This window comes from Streptosporangium sp. NPDC000396 (assembly GCF_042898655.1).
GTDB lineage: Bacteria > Actinomycetota > Actinomycetes > Streptosporangiales > Streptosporangiaceae > Streptosporangium.
The window spans coordinates 56,053-68,973 of record NZ_JBIAZA010000032.1 but is presented as its reverse complement, the minus strand read 5'-3'; the positions used below and the strand labels follow the sequence as shown (position 1 = coordinate 68,973).

At 69.6% G+C, this 12,921-nt stretch carries 13 protein-coding genes; 12 read left to right on the top strand and 1 reads right to left on the bottom strand.

What is annotated here, in order from left to right; genetic code table 11:
* Positions 1–73 precede the first annotated feature (73 nt).
* A complete protein-coding gene (locus ACFY2X_RS37665; protein WP_389947864.1) occupies positions 74–1,183 on the top strand; it encodes a serine hydrolase domain-containing protein in 1,110 nt (369 codons plus the stop codon).
* Between the two features lie 363 nt (positions 1,184–1,546).
* Here the strand turns inward: ACFY2X_RS37665 and coaA are convergent, their stop codons facing one another.
* Positions 1,547–2,479: a type I pantothenate kinase gene (coaA, locus tag ACFY2X_RS37660; RefSeq protein WP_389947863.1), complete on the bottom strand. Its 933-nt coding sequence runs from the start codon at positions 2,477–2,479 to the stop codon at positions 1,547–1,549.
* 139 nt (positions 2,480–2,618) lie between these two features.
* On the opposite strand from coaA, the gene glmS reads away from it, so the two are divergent.
* From glmS to tsaD, 11 genes are all read left to right on the top strand, one after another.
* Positions 2,619–4,463: a glutamine--fructose-6-phosphate transaminase (isomerizing) gene (glmS, locus tag ACFY2X_RS37655; protein ID WP_389947862.1), complete on the top strand. Its 1,845-nt coding sequence runs from the start codon at positions 2,619–2,621 to the stop codon at positions 4,461–4,463.
* Between the two features lie 135 nt (positions 4,464–4,598).
* The gene (locus ACFY2X_RS37650) at positions 4,599–4,949 is read left to right on the top strand and encodes a holo-ACP synthase (RefSeq protein ID WP_389947861.1); all 351 of its coding nucleotides are present in this window, start codon (positions 4,599–4,601) and stop codon (positions 4,947–4,949) included.
* Between the two features lie 48 nt (positions 4,950–4,997).
* Positions 4,998–6,470: an NAD(P)H-hydrate dehydratase gene (locus ACFY2X_RS37645; protein ID WP_389947860.1), complete on the top strand. Its 1,473-nt coding sequence runs from the start codon at positions 4,998–5,000 to the stop codon at positions 6,468–6,470.
* A gap of 36 nt (positions 6,471–6,506) precedes the next feature.
* On the top strand, positions 6,507–7,634 hold the full coding sequence (gene alr / locus ACFY2X_RS37640; RefSeq protein ID WP_389947859.1) for an alanine racemase: 1,128 nt from the start codon (positions 6,507–6,509) through the stop codon (positions 7,632–7,634).
* A 20-nt stretch (positions 7,635–7,654) separates the two neighbouring features.
* Positions 7,655–8,731: an alpha/beta fold hydrolase gene (locus ACFY2X_RS37635; RefSeq protein WP_389947858.1), complete on the top strand. Its 1,077-nt coding sequence runs from the start codon at positions 7,655–7,657 to the stop codon at positions 8,729–8,731.
* 112 nt (positions 8,732–8,843) lie between these two features.
* Entirely contained in the window at positions 8,844–9,260 is a 417-nt protein-coding gene (gene tsaE / locus ACFY2X_RS37630) for a tRNA (adenosine(37)-N6)-threonylcarbamoyltransferase complex ATPase subunit type 1 TsaE (protein ID WP_389947915.1), read from the top strand.
* A 170-nt stretch (positions 9,261–9,430) separates the two neighbouring features.
* Positions 9,431–10,090 carry a hypothetical protein gene (locus ACFY2X_RS37625; RefSeq protein WP_389947857.1) on the top strand — a complete coding sequence of 220 codons (660 nt, stop codon included), beginning with the start codon at positions 9,431–9,433 and terminating at the stop codon, positions 10,088–10,090.
* Between the two features lie 8 nt (positions 10,091–10,098).
* The gene (locus tag ACFY2X_RS37620) at positions 10,099–10,665 is read left to right on the top strand and encodes a class F sortase (RefSeq protein ID WP_389947856.1); all 567 of its coding nucleotides are present in this window, start codon (positions 10,099–10,101) and stop codon (positions 10,663–10,665) included.
* A 76-nt stretch (positions 10,666–10,741) separates the two neighbouring features.
* Entirely contained in the window at positions 10,742–11,425 is a 684-nt protein-coding gene (gene tsaB, locus ACFY2X_RS37615) for a tRNA (adenosine(37)-N6)-threonylcarbamoyltransferase complex dimerization subunit type 1 TsaB (RefSeq protein WP_389947855.1), read from the top strand.
* A complete protein-coding gene (gene rimI, locus ACFY2X_RS37610; protein WP_389947854.1) occupies positions 11,422–11,874 on the top strand; it encodes a ribosomal protein S18-alanine N-acetyltransferase in 453 nt (150 codons plus the stop codon). The genes tsaB and rimI overlap by 4 nt, the downstream gene beginning before the upstream one ends.
* Positions 11,867–12,898, top strand: coding sequence for a tRNA (adenosine(37)-N6)-threonylcarbamoyltransferase complex transferase subunit TsaD (gene tsaD / locus ACFY2X_RS37605; protein ID WP_389947853.1), 1,032 nt, complete (start codon positions 11,867–11,869; stop codon positions 12,896–12,898). Before rimI ends, tsaD begins: the two co-directional genes overlap by 8 nt.
* Positions 12,899–12,921: the final 23 nt, after the last annotated feature.

Sequence of the window (12,921 nt, the reverse complement as noted above, 5' to 3'; positions counted from 1 at the left end):
CGCGATAGCGCACAGCCCAGCCGCCCGGCGGCCTACGCTGACAACCGGCATCCCAGCGACCCCGAGGACACTGATGGCCCACCCGTATGACCAGATCACCCAGCTCCTCGGCAATGGGGTGGACCAGCAGGTGTTCCCCGGCGCGGTGTGGGCCATCGGCGACGGCGATGGCATCCTCCACTCGGGAACATGCGGCCTGGCCGACCCAGCCGATCCATCCTCCGCGATGCGGCTCGACACCGTCTTCGACGTCGCCAGCCTCACCAAGATCCTCGCCGTCTGGGCCTGTATCGGCTCCCTGTGGCAGGAAGGCGTGCTCCCGCTCCACGCCCCTCTCGCCACCTTCTGGCCCGAGGCCACCGGCCATCCACTCGGCCATGTCACCGCCCGGCACCTGCTCACCCATAGCGCTGGCCTGCCACCGCGGGCCAACCTCAAGAACCTGTACGGCACCGACCCCCAAGCTGTTCGCGGCGGTGTTCTGCGCGAGGCACTGCACCGTCCGCCCGGCCAAGCCGTCGAATACACCGACCGGGCCGCCCTGATCCTCGGCTACCTCGCCGAATACCTCTCCAGTCAATCCCTTGACCAGCTCGCCCACGAGCGAATCTGGCAGCCGCTCGGCATGTACCACACCCACTTCGGCCCCCTACCTTCCCAGATCACAACCCGGTGCGCCCCCACCGAACTCGACCCGGACACCGGCACCCACCTCAAAGGCGTTGCCCACGATTTCTCCGCTCGCCTACTCGGTGGGGTTTGCGGCATCGCCGGCGTCTTCTCCATCGTGGAGGACCTGGCGCTCTTCCAATGCCACCTTCTGGCCTCTGGAACGGATCAGGGCCCCTTCGGGGCCGCCTGGGTGACCGAGTCCCTCCAGGTCCATACCGGCGACCTCATCCCGGCGCGTGGCCTGTTTTGGTACCCCGCGCCCGGCACCAGCCCCGAGGAGGATATCTACGTCCACTACGGCTTCACCGGGACCGGCATGTGGATCTCCCCTAAGCAGGGCCGGTGGGCCATCCTGCTCACCAACAAGCTCTACTACAGCCGCGACCGCGAACCTCTAATGACCATCCGAAATGCTTTCCGCGCGCTCGCCTTTGATCGAGGTCCCTCACCTGCATCCGGTTCAGGGCTTGTGACAACACTCAGTGACGCGGCCGTACAGCGCAGAGAATGAGGTTCAGATACGGCTGGCTATATGGGCAAAAACCGTACGGAGCGACAGTTCGCGGTGCCTAGATGACCGCTTCGGACGCGAGACGATCATGTGGTCGTTTGTGGGCTATCCGGAATGGGTGTTTGCTATGTCGGCGGGTGCGAAATGTCGGGGCCGGTGATGGGAATCGGCCAGCGACCGGGGAGTGTGAGGGGCCGGAAGGTCCCTCACCTGGGGTTTGGGGCGAAGCCCCAATGAACACAGCCCGAGCGTGGGTCGCGCGTAGCGCGATGATCGTGAGGTCCGAAGAGACGGCGGCCGATCTTGCGTGCCCCCATAGGGAACGTCGATGGGCCGTGAAACGAGCGCCGGTCCTGTCCGGGGTCAGATGCGGCGTAGCCGTACGCGGCGGATGGAGTGGTCGGCGCCCTTGCGCAGCACCAGGCCGGCCCGGCCCCGGGTGGGGGCGATGTTCTCCACGAGGTTGCGCTCGTTGATGTCGCGCCACACGTTCCTGGCGAAGGTGGTCGCCTCCTCGTCCGACAGTTCGGAGAGGTGTTTGAAGTAGGACTTGGGGTCCTCGAAAGCCGTATGGCGGAGCTTGTGGAAGCGGTCCACGTACCAGTTGCGGATGTGCTCGACCTTCGCGTCCACGTAGATGGAGAAGTCGAAGTAGTCGTTGACCGCGAGTGCGGTGGGCGGGGCGGGCTGCAGGACGTTGAGGCCCTCGACGATGAGGATGTCGGGCCGGCGCACGGTCTGGATCGCGCCGGGGACGATGTCGTACTCCAGGTGGCTGTAGACGGGGGCGCTCACCTCGGGCAGGCCGGTCTTGACGTCGGCGACGAACCTGACCAGGGCCCGCCGGTCGTAGCTCTCCGGAAAGCCCTTCCTGTCCATGATGTTCTTGTCGTTGAGGACCTTGTTCGGGTAGAGGAAGCTGTCGGTGGTGATCCGATCCACCCGGGGGTGCTCGGGCCAGCGGGCCAGCAGGGTGTGGAGCAGGCGGGCGGTGGTGGACTTGCCGACCGCGACGCTGCCGGCGATGCCCAGGATGTACGGCGCGGGCCGCTGGCTGGCCCCGAGGAAGGTGTTGAGCGCCGCGCTGCGCTGCCTGGCCCCGGTGAAGTGCAGGTTGAGCAGCCGGGTGAGCGGCAGGTAGATATCCGTGACCTCGGCCAGGTCGATCGGGTCGTCGACGCCGCGCAGATCCTCAAGCTCCTCCTCGGTCAACGTCAGAGGCGTGTTCTTGCGGAGTTCGCTCCACTGAGCCCGGCTCAGCTCCACATACGGCGTCGTGTCCCACCCGTTGGCCATAGTCACGAAGCCTACTGACCGGTCGGAAACGGTTCGGTTCGGGTCCGGCGTTGCCCGATTGCGGGCAGGATTCTTGGGTTCTCCGGGAGATTCTCCATAGGCTCAGCGGTCGATTTCTCCATAGAGAAGGGGGCCGGTCATGTGCGGAATCGTGGGGTACGTCGGCAGGCGGCAGGCGATCGAGGTGGCCATCGAGGGGTTGGGGCGGCTGGAGTACCGAGGGTACGACTCGTCCGGGATAGCCCTGGTCGGGACCAACGGCGCGCTGACCGTGGAGAAGCGGGCCGGGAAGCTGGCCAACCTGCGTTCCATGCTGGCCGCGCGGCCCGCTCCACCGGCGACGGTCGGGATCGGGCACACCCGGTGGGCCACCCACGGCGCGCCGACCGACCGCAACGCCCACCCGCACACCGACTGCGGCGAGCGGATCGCGGTCATCCACAACGGCATCATCGAGAACTTCGCCCAGCTCCGGGCCGAGCTGGAGACGGGCGGGCACAAGCTCGCCTCGGAGACCGACACCGAGGTGGTGGCGCACCTGCTGGAGGAGTTCGCGAAGGAGGGCCTGGCGGAGGCGATGCGCCAGGTGTGCCGCCGGCTGCAGGGGGCGTTCACGCTGCTGGCGGTCTCGGTGGACGAGCCGGGCTTGGTGGTGGGCGCGCGGCGGAACTCGCCGCTGGTGGTCGGGCGCGGGGAGGGGGAGAACTTCCTCGGCTCGGACGTGTCGGCGTTCATCTCCTACACGCGGGAGGCGATCGAGCTCGGCCAGGATCAGGTGGTCGAGCTGCGGACGGCGGGGATCACGGTCACGGACTTCCACGGCAATCCCGTCGAGACGCGGAACTACCGCGTCGACTGGGACGCCTCGGCCGCCGAGAAGGGCGGCTACGACTACTTCATGCTCAAGGAGATAGCCGAGCAGCCACGGGCGGTGGCGGACACGCTGCTCGGCAGGATCGGGCCCGACGGGCTGCTGGTGCTGGACGAGATGCGGCTGTCAGGCCAGGATCTGCGGAACACCAAAAAGATCATCGTGGTTGCGTGCGGGACCTCCTACCATGCCGGACTTATCGCGAAATATGCGATCGAGCACTGGGCAGGGGTGCCGTGCGAGGTCGAGCTGGCCAGCGAGTTCCGCTACCGCGACCCGATTCTCGACCGCGACACGCTGATCATTGTGATCACCCAGTCCGGCGAGACCATGGACACGCTGATGGCCGTACGGCACGCACGCGAGCAGGGCTCCCGGGTGCTGGCCATCTGCAACGTGAACGGCTCCACGATCGCACGCGAGTCGGACGCCGTTCTCTACACGCACGCGGGCCCGGAGATCGCCGTCGCCTCCACCAAGGCCTTCCTCACCCAGCTCGTGGCCTGCTACATCGTGGCGCTCTATCTCGCGCAGGTCCAGGGGACCAAGTTCGGCGACGAGATCGCCCAGATCATCGACCGGCTGGCCGAGATGCCCTCCAAGGTGGAGGAGGTGCTCAGGGTCGCGGAGCCGGTCCGGGAGGTGGCCCGCTCGCTGGCCGCCGAGCGGTGCGTGCTCTTCCTCGGCCGCCACGTGGGTTTCCCGGTCGCGCTTGAGGGGGCGCTGAAGCTCAAGGAGCTGGCCTACATGCACGCCGAGGGCTTCGCCGCGGGGGAGCTCAAGCACGGCCCGATCGCATTGATCGACAAAGGCCTCCCGGTCGTGGTGATCGTCCCGTCCCCGGCGGGCCAGCGCGTGATCCATGACAAGATCGTGTCCAACATCCAGGAGATCCGGGCCAGGGGCGCCAGGACCATCGTCATCGCCGAGGAGGGTGACACCGCGGTCGAACCCTACGCGGACACGCTGATCCGCATCCCCGTCGTGCCGACCCTGCTCCAGCCGCTGGTGGCCACGGTGCCGCTCCAGCTGTTCGCCTGCGAGCTCGCCGCGGCCAAGGGGCACGACGTCGACCAGCCCCGCAACCTGGCCAAGTCCGTCACCGTGGAGTAGATGCTCCCGGATTGTCATCCACATCCTGTGGACAACGCCTGTGACTCCTCCACGCCGCGGCGGTGGCCTGGCTCGTGAGGGCGGGGCCGCCCGGTGGGTGGGCCACGCGGTGCGGGGCTTCGCTAACCTGGAGCCGTGATCGTGGGCATCGGCGTGGACGTCGTGGACGTGGCCCGGTTCGAGGCGACGCTGGAACGGACTCCCGCGCTGCGGTCGCGGCTTTTCACCGAGGTCGAGCGGGCACTGACCGTGCAGTCCCTGGCCGCCCGGTTCGCGGCCAAGGAAGCGGTGGCCAAGGCACTCGGCGCGCCTCCAGGCCTGGCCCATCTGGATGCCGAGGTGCGCACCGGCGAACACGGCCGGCCGGAGCTGTACGTGAGCGGCCGGGTCGCCGAGGTCGCCGCCGCCCTCGGCGTGACGCGGTGGCACGTGTCGCTGACGCACGACGGAGGCGTGGCGGTCGCCTACGTGATCGCCGAGGGCTGACCGTGCCGGAGCATGCACGGCTGATCGACGCGGGATAGCGTCGGGATCATGCTGACCGCATATACCTCCGATCAGATCAGAGCGGCCGAGGCGGCGCTGATGGCGAAGCTGCCCGAGGGCACGCTCATGGAACGGGCGGCCACCGGGCTCGCCGTGACCTGCGCCCGGATGCTCGGCACGGTGTACGGCTCGCGCGTCGTGCTGCTGATCGGCAGCGGCGACAACGGCGGTGACGCCCTTTACGCCGGGGCGAGGCTCGCGTCCAGAGGGGCCAGGGTGGACGCGATCCTCGCCGGGGAGCGGTTCCACAGAGCAGGGGCGGCGGCCCTGCGGCGCTCCGGTGGCCGCGTGACGGATCTTCAGGGTGGGACCTCGGCGGCTCGCCGGCTCGTCCACGCCGCTGACCTGATCATGGACGGACTGGTGGGGATCGGCGGGGCGGGCGCCCTGCGCGAGCCGTACGCGACCCTCGCGGGGCTGGCCAACGACGCGCCCGGCGCCGTGGTCGCGGTGGACGTGCCGAGCGGGGTGGACGCGAGCAGCGGGAGGATCGACGGGGCGGCGGTCCGGGCGGACGTCACCGTCACGTTCGGCGCCTACAAGATCGGGCTGCTCGTCGACCCGGGCGCGGTGAACGCGGGCCGGGTGGAGCTCGTCGACATCGGGCTCGGGCCGTACCTCCCGGATCCCGAGGCGTCCGCGTTCATCGACGCCGACGTGGCGGTGCGGCTGCCCGTGCCGGACGCGCTGTCCGACAAATACCGCAGGGGCGTCGTCGGCATCGCCGCCGGAAGCCACCAGTACACCGGGGCGGCGGTGCTGGCCGTGGGCGGGGCGATCCGGGCGGGGGCGGGCATGGTCCGCTACGCGGGGGTCGCCGAGCCGGTGGAACAGGTGCGGGCCCGCTGGCCCGAGGCCGTGATCACCCCCCTCCAGCCGGGTGAGGGAGTCGACAAGGTGGGCCAGGTGCAGGCGTGGGTGGTCGGGCCCGGGCTCGGCACCGGTCCCGAGGCGCTCGCCGTCGTTCGTTCGGTGCTGGCGAGCGACGTCCCGGTGCTCGTGGACGCCGACGCGCTGACGCTGGTCGCCAAGAACAGGTCGCTGCTCCGCCGGGGCGCACCCGTCCTGATCACTCCGCACGCGGGCGAGCTGTCCCGGCTGCTGGACGTGCCACGGGCGCGGATCGAGGCCCGGCGGCTGGAGAACGTACGGCGGGCCGCCTCGGAACTGGGTGTCACCGCCCTGCTGAAGGGCTCGACCACGCTGGTCGCGGAGGAGGAGCGCCCGGTCAGGATCAACCGCACCGGCAGCCCCTGGCTGGCCACCGGCGGCACCGGCGACGTGCTGGCCGGGCTCACGGGCGCGCTGCTGGCCGCGGGGCTCAGCGGGTACGACGCGGCCTCCTGCGCCGCTCACTTGCACGGAATCGCCGGACGGAACGGCCCGCTCTCCGCGGGAGACGTCGTCGAAGCCCTTCCCGAGGTCATAAGGTCGGTCATGAACAGGCTCGGCCGTGAATAGGCTTCGAGAAGATAGTTGACCTGCCAGACTGAAAAGATGAGTTACCCGATGACCCCTGCAGAGGCGCGGGTGGATCTCTCGGCGATCCGGGACAACGTCGCGCTGCTCAGACAGCATGCCCCCGGAGCCGAGGCCATGGTCGCCGTCAAGGCCGACGCCTACGGGCACGGGCTGGTGCCCTGCGCGCGGGCCTGCCTGGAGGCCGGCGCCATCCGGCTCGGGACCGCGTACGTCCGCGAGGCCCTGGAATTGCGGGCTGCGGGGGTCGTCGCACCGATCCTTTCGTGGATCGTTCCGCCCGGTGAGCCGCTGGACCAGGCGATCGACCAGGACGTGGAGCTGTCGGCGGCATCGAAGAGGCTGCTGGACGCCATCGCCGAGGCGGCAGGCCGTACGGGCAAGGCCGCCAGGGTGCACCTGAAGGCGGACACCGGCACGTCGCGCGGCGGCGCGACGCTCGACGACTGGCCCGCGCTGGTGGGCCGGGCCGTGGCCCGGCAGGCCGAGGGGACGATCGAGATCGTCGGGCTCTGGTCGCACTTCGCCTGCGCCGACATCCCGGGGCACCCGTCCATCGACGCCCAGCTCACCGCCTTCGACGAGGCGCTGGCCGTCGCCGAGAAGGCGGGCGCCGGAGGGTCCCACGTGATCCGGCACATCGCCAACTCGGCGGCGACGCTGATGCTGCCCCAGGCACGCTACGACATGGTCCGGCCGGGGATCGCGGCCTTCGGCCTCAGCCCCGTGCCCGAGCTGGGCGACTTCGGCCTCCGCCCCGCGATGACCCTGGTCGCGCGGATCGCGCTGGCCAAGCGGGTTCCGGCGGGTTCCGGCGTGTCCTACGGCCATCTCTACGTCACAGATCGCGAGACCACGCTTGGCCTCGTCCCTCTCGGGTATGCGGACGGAATCCTGCGGCACGCCACGAACCGGGCGGAGGTGCTGGCGGGCGGTCGCCGGCGACGGATCGCCGGGAGGGTCTGCATGGATCAGTTCGTGATCGACGTCGGGGACGACCCGCTGGCCGAAGGTGACGAGGTGATCGTGTTCGGTGACGGTTCACAGGGCGAGCCGACCGCGCAGGAATGGGCGGATTCCCTTGGCACGATCACCCATGAGATCGTGACCAGGATCGGTGCGCGAGTCCCACGCGTTCACCGGTGAGAGGCAGCTCAGGGAGTCGCATGAGTACTACCACACGGCGCAAGGTCGGGATCGCCGGCGCGATCGTCGGCGCCGCGTCGGCCGGAGTGGCCGCCGCGGCCCTCGCCAAGCGGTACGCCGTCGGCCGCATCAGGCTGCGGCCCGACCTGGAGGCGAGCGAGCCGTTCGGCGAACTGCGCGGCCGCCCCACCACGGTCACCACCTCCGACGGCGTGCCCCTCTACGCCGAGGTGGACGGGCCCGAAGACGCCCCGCTGACGGTGGTGCTGTGCCACGGCTACACGCTCAACCTGGACTCCTGGCACTACCAGCGGCGTGACCTGCGTGACTCTTACCGCCTGGTGCTGTGGGACCAGCGCTCCCACGGGCGCTCGCCGCGCGTCACGTCCGAGGACTCCACGATCGACCGGCTCGGCGACGACCTGGCCGAGCTGATCGAGGCCCTGGTGCCCGGGCCCTGCGTGCTGGTGGGGCACTCCATGGGCGGTATGACGATCATGGCGCTGGCGGACCGGCACCCCGCGCTGTTCGGCGACAAGATCAAGGGTGTCGCGCTGATCTCCACTTCCGCCGGCAAACTGGCCGAGCTCTCCCTGGGTCTTCCCGCGCTGCTGTCCAAAGCCGTGCACAAGGTCACGCCGAGCACGGTGTCGATCCTGAGCCGTAACGGCGAGCTGGTGGACAAGGGGCGCGAGGCGGGCAACGACGTGGCCTTCCTGGTCCTGCGCTATCTGGGTTTCGGCGACTCCAGGAACGTCAGTCCCACGGTGGTGGACTTCGCCGAGTCGATGATCCGCTCGACCCCGTTCGAAGTGATCGCCAACTTCTACCCGGCGCTGATGTCACACGACAAGCTGAGCGCCCTGGATGTCCTGGATGACATTCCCACCTCCATCATGGTGGGAGAGAAAGACTGGCTGACGCCCGTCGACCACAGCAAGGCGATGGCGGCGGCGCTGCCTCGTGCCCAGTTCGCCGAGATTCCCAACAGCTCGCACCTGGTCCAGCTGGAGCGGCCGACCGTTGTCAACGACGCCCTGCGCGACCTGCTCAAGCGGGCGTCCGCGGACAGCGCTGCGGACGACACGGAACGGTGAGGCGGGCCCGGAAGCGTGAATCGCGATCCGCGAGGCCGCCGCGGGGGTCGTGGCCGGCGTGACCATCAACAGGAGTGATCGAGCAGTGAGAATCGTGGCGACCGTCGAGGAGATGAGGGAGCTGGGCGCGGAGCTGGCCGAGCTGCTGCGTCCGGGTGACCTGGCCGTGCTGTCCGGACCGCTCGGCGCGGGCAAGACGACCCTGGTCCAGGGGATCGCCGAAGGCCTCAAGGTGCGTGGGCCGATCACCTCTCCGACCTTCGTCATCGCCCGGGTGCACCCCTCCCTGTCGGGTGGGCCCGCACTGGTGCACGTGGACGCCTACCGGCTCGGTGGTGACCTGGAGGTCGACGACCTGGACCTGGACGCCTCGCTGGAGGAGTCGGTGACGGTCGTGGAGTGGGGCGAGGGCATGGTCGAGGGGCTCGCCGACGACCGGCTGGAGATCTTCATCGAACGCGGAGAGTCCGGCGAGGAGCGGACGGTACGGCTTCGCGGCGTCGGCCGCCGCTGGGAAGGCATCGTCTGATTCGCCCCCGTAGACACGCAAATCCTGGCACGCTAGCCCTGCATCCCTCTTGGTATAGATCATCGGAGCCGAAGATCGACTCTGATGGGTTTGCCCATGTTTAATGGGGAAAAGGTGGGAAGTCGTGCCGGGCGAGGGTCGTCGGCCGGAGTGCGAAGTGGAGTGCGACGTTGCCAAGGGTCAAGCGTGTCGCGGTTCTAGGGGCCATCGCTCTTTTCGGAGTGGCCGGATGCACGGCCGAGGCGAACTCGGGTAATCCCGTTTCGGCCAGCTCGCCCACCGGGCAGGAGAAGGCGATCAGCCGGGAGGACATCGAGGTCCAGTTGCAGCCCGGCCGCGCCAGGGCCGGGCAGAAGGTGTGGGTGCTGGCGAACTGCCCGATTCCCCAGGGCGGTCCCGAGCACCGGGGCACCGCGTCGTCCCGGATCTTCCGCACACCGATCACACTCGACCCGATCCTGACCACGCCCAGCCCGGCTCCCTCGGCCGGCGCCACCCCCGTGGCGAAGCCGTGGGTCCGCGGCCAGGCCACCGTCGCCGCCGGCGCCGAGGCCGGCGTCTACGAGGTCAACGCCCGGTGCGAGGGGACCAACGACACCGGCAAGGCCAGCCTCAGGATCGTGGCCGACTCCAAGCCGTCCAAGCCGAGCACCACCCCCAGGCCGACACGGACCGTCATCAGCACCCACGGACCCGGCACGGGCGGCGGCGGCACCGCGGCCGGCGGCCCCCGGGACACGGGCATGCCGTTCGGTGTGACCGGAGCGCTGCTGGCCGCAGCCCTGGCCGGTGGCCTCGGCTTCGCGATCGTGCGCCGCCGCCGACCGTAGCACCCGACATGGCCGAGTCCCCCCGCTGGTCACGGATCATCGTGGCCGGAATCATCACCGGTGCCGTCATGGTCGCCCTCAACAAGGGCGGCGGAGAGGACGAACCACCCGCCCGAGCCTCGGTCGTGCCCAGCCGCATCGACATCCCGTCGCTGGGCATCAAGGCGCCCCTGATGAAGCTCGGTGTGAAGGACGGGCAGATCGAGCTCCCGCCGTACGAGAAGCCGGAGACGGCGGGGTGGCTCAAGGACAGCGTGGTCCCCGGCGATGAGGGCCCCGCCGTGATCCTCGGACACGTGGACACCAAGACCGCTCCCGCGGTCTTCTACAAGCTCAAGAACATCCGGGAGGGGCAGGTCGTCAAGGTCGTGCGCAGTGACGGCAAGGTCGCCCAGTATCGCGTGGACTCCGTCGAGCAGATCAGCAAGAACCGCTTCCCGGCGGACAAGGTCTATCTTGAGGACGGCCTGCGGCTGATCACCTGTGGGGGGAGCTTCGACTGGGACAGGCACGAGTACCGCGACAACATCATCGTCTACGCCACCCTCGTCAGGCCGGACGACTCCAGGGCCTGACCGCGCGACGGCCGAAGGGCCGTCTGGACCGGCGATGTGGGCCCGAATGCCGTCCGACGGACTAGGCTAACTGTTCGTGCTGGTCCTGGCCTTTGATACCGCGACCCCCGCCGTCACCGCAGCGCTGCACGACGGTGAGAGGGTCCTCGCCGAATCGACGACCGTTGACGCGCGTCGCCACGGTGAACTGCTCGTGCCCACGATCGAGACGGTCCTGCGGGAGGCCGGAGCCTCGCTCGGCGACGTCACCACCGTCGTCGCGGGCTCGGGGCCCGGTCCCTACACCGGCTTGAGAGTCGGTCTGGTGACCGCCCAGGCCCTGGCGACGTCGCTGGGCGTCCCGGCCTACGGCGTGTGCACGCTCGACGCCATCGCCTACGGCAGCGGGCTGACCGAGCCGTTCCTGGTGGCCACCGACGCGCGGCGCAAAGAGGTGTTCTGGGGACACTACGAGGACCCGCGGACCCGGCTGTCGGGCCCCGCGGTGGACAAACCCCAGAACCTGCCGGAGCGTCTTCCGCTCGTCGGCGCCGGTGCCCGGATGTACGCCGAGATCATCGGCGCCTCTCGCCTGGCGGACGCGCCGGAGTATCCCTTCGCGGGAGCACTGGCCGCGCTGGCCGCCGAGCAACTCGGCGAGCCGGACGTCCGGGAGGTGGTGGAAAGCGGCACGCATCCCGTGCTGAGCCTGCCCCGCCCGCTCTACCTGCGCCGTCCCGACGCTCAAGTGCCCGGGACCCCGAAGAAGGTCTCCGCATGAGCGCCGTGCTGCGGCAGATGACCATGGACGATCTCCCCGCGGTGATGAAACTGGAGCGGGAGATCTTTCCCAAGGACGCGTGGAGCGAGGGCATGCTCCGCGACGAACTCAACGGCCAGCCCCACACCCGTCACTACGTGGTGGCTCTGGTGAACGACGAGATCGTCGGCTACGCCGGGCTTTTCGCGGCCGGCGACCAGGCGGACGTGCAGACCATCGCCGTCTCGGCCGACTGCCGGCGAACCGGGATCGGCAGCGTCATGCTGACCGAACTGCTGGCGGAGGCCGTACGACGGGGCGCGCAGGCGATCTTCCTGGAGGTGCGTGCCGACAACCCGGACGCGCAGTCGATGTACGAGCGGTTCGGCTTCGAGCGGCTCGGCCTGCGCCGTCGCTACTACGAGGACGGCACCGACGCGATCACGATGAAGAAGGACCTCAATGCGTGACGAACCCCTAGTCCTGGGCATCGAGACCTCCTGCGACGAGACCGGAGTGGGTATCGTCCGGGGACACACCCTGCTGGCCAACACGATCGCGTCCAGCGTCGAGGAGCACGCCCGCTTCGGCGGAGTGGTGCCCGAGGTGGCCTCCCGGGCGCATCTGGAGGCGATGACCCCGACCGTTGAGCGGGCGCTGGAGCAGGCGGGCCTGCGCTTCTCCGACATCGACGCGATCGCGGTGACCGCAGGCCCCGGCCTGGCCGGGGCGCTGCTCGTCGGTGTCGCCGCGGCCAAGGCGTATTCGCTGGGCCTCGGGGTGCCGCTGTACGGAGTGAATCATCTGGCCGCTCATGTGGCCGTGGACCAGCTCGAACACGGGGCCCTGCCCAAGCCGTGCATCGCCATGCTGGTGTCGGGTGGGCACTCCTCCCTGCTGCTGGTACCCGATGTCGCCAAGGAGGTCATCTCGCTGGGATCCACGGTCGACGACGCCGCCGGCGAGGCGTTCGACAAGGTCGCCCGTGTTCTCGGCCTGCCCTTCCCCGGCGGTCCCTACATCGACAGGGCGGCCCGGGACGGTTCCGGCACGGCCATCGCCTTCCCACGCGGCAAATACGACGACGGCACGCTGGACTTCTCGTTCTCCGGGCTGAAGACCGCCGTGGCGCGATGGGTGGAGGCCCGGGAGAGATCCGGCGAGTCGATCCACGTGCCCGACGTCGCGGCGTCGTTCCAGGAGGCCGTGGTCGACGTGCTGACCCGCAAGGCCCTTCAGGCGTGCCGTAAGTATGACGTCCAGGACCTGCTGATCGGCGGCGGCGTGGCGGCCAACTCCCGCCTGCGTGCCCTCGCCCAGGAGCGCTGCGACGCGGCCGGCGTACGGCTCCGCGTCCCGCGCCCGGGGCTGTGCACGGACAACGGGGCCATGGTGGCCGCGCTGGGCGCCGACCTGGTGGCCGCCGGTGTCACCGCGTCCCCGCTGGACATCCCCGCCGACTCGTCACTTCCGATCACCACCGTCCACGTGTGATCCCCGCTTCCGGGCAGGACGAT

Bases quoted from the DNA above. Each gene is read 5' to 3' on its own strand.
- rimI (WP_389947854.1), top strand. From the start codon at position 11,422: ATGAGCGCCGTGCTGCGGCAGATGACCATGGACGATCTCCCCGCGGTG.
- ACFY2X_RS37665 (WP_389947864.1), top strand. From the start codon at position 74: ATGGCCCACCCGTATGACCAGATCACCCAGCTCCTCGGCAATGGGGTG.
- tsaE (WP_389947915.1), top strand. From the start codon at position 8,844: ATGAGGGAGCTGGGCGCGGAGCTGGCCGAGCTGCTGCGTCCGGGTGAC.
- ACFY2X_RS37620 (WP_389947856.1), top strand. From the start codon at position 10,099: ATGGCCGAGTCCCCCCGCTGGTCACGGATCATCGTGGCCGGAATCATC.
- alr (WP_389947859.1), top strand. From the start codon at position 6,507: ATGAGTTACCCGATGACCCCTGCAGAGGCGCGGGTGGATCTCTCGGCG.
- ACFY2X_RS37635 (WP_389947858.1), top strand. From the start codon at position 7,655: ATGAGTACTACCACACGGCGCAAGGTCGGGATCGCCGGCGCGATCGTC.
- tsaD (WP_389947853.1), top strand. From the start codon at position 11,867: ATGCGTGACGAACCCCTAGTCCTGGGCATCGAGACCTCCTGCGACGAG.
- ACFY2X_RS37645 (WP_389947860.1), top strand. From the start codon at position 4,998: ATGCTGACCGCATATACCTCCGATCAGATCAGAGCGGCCGAGGCGGCG.
- glmS (WP_389947862.1), top strand. From the start codon at position 2,619: ATGTGCGGAATCGTGGGGTACGTCGGCAGGCGGCAGGCGATCGAGGTG.
- coaA (WP_389947863.1), bottom strand. From the start codon at position 2,479: ATGGCCAACGGGTGGGACACGACGCCGTATGTGGAGCTGAGCCGGGCT.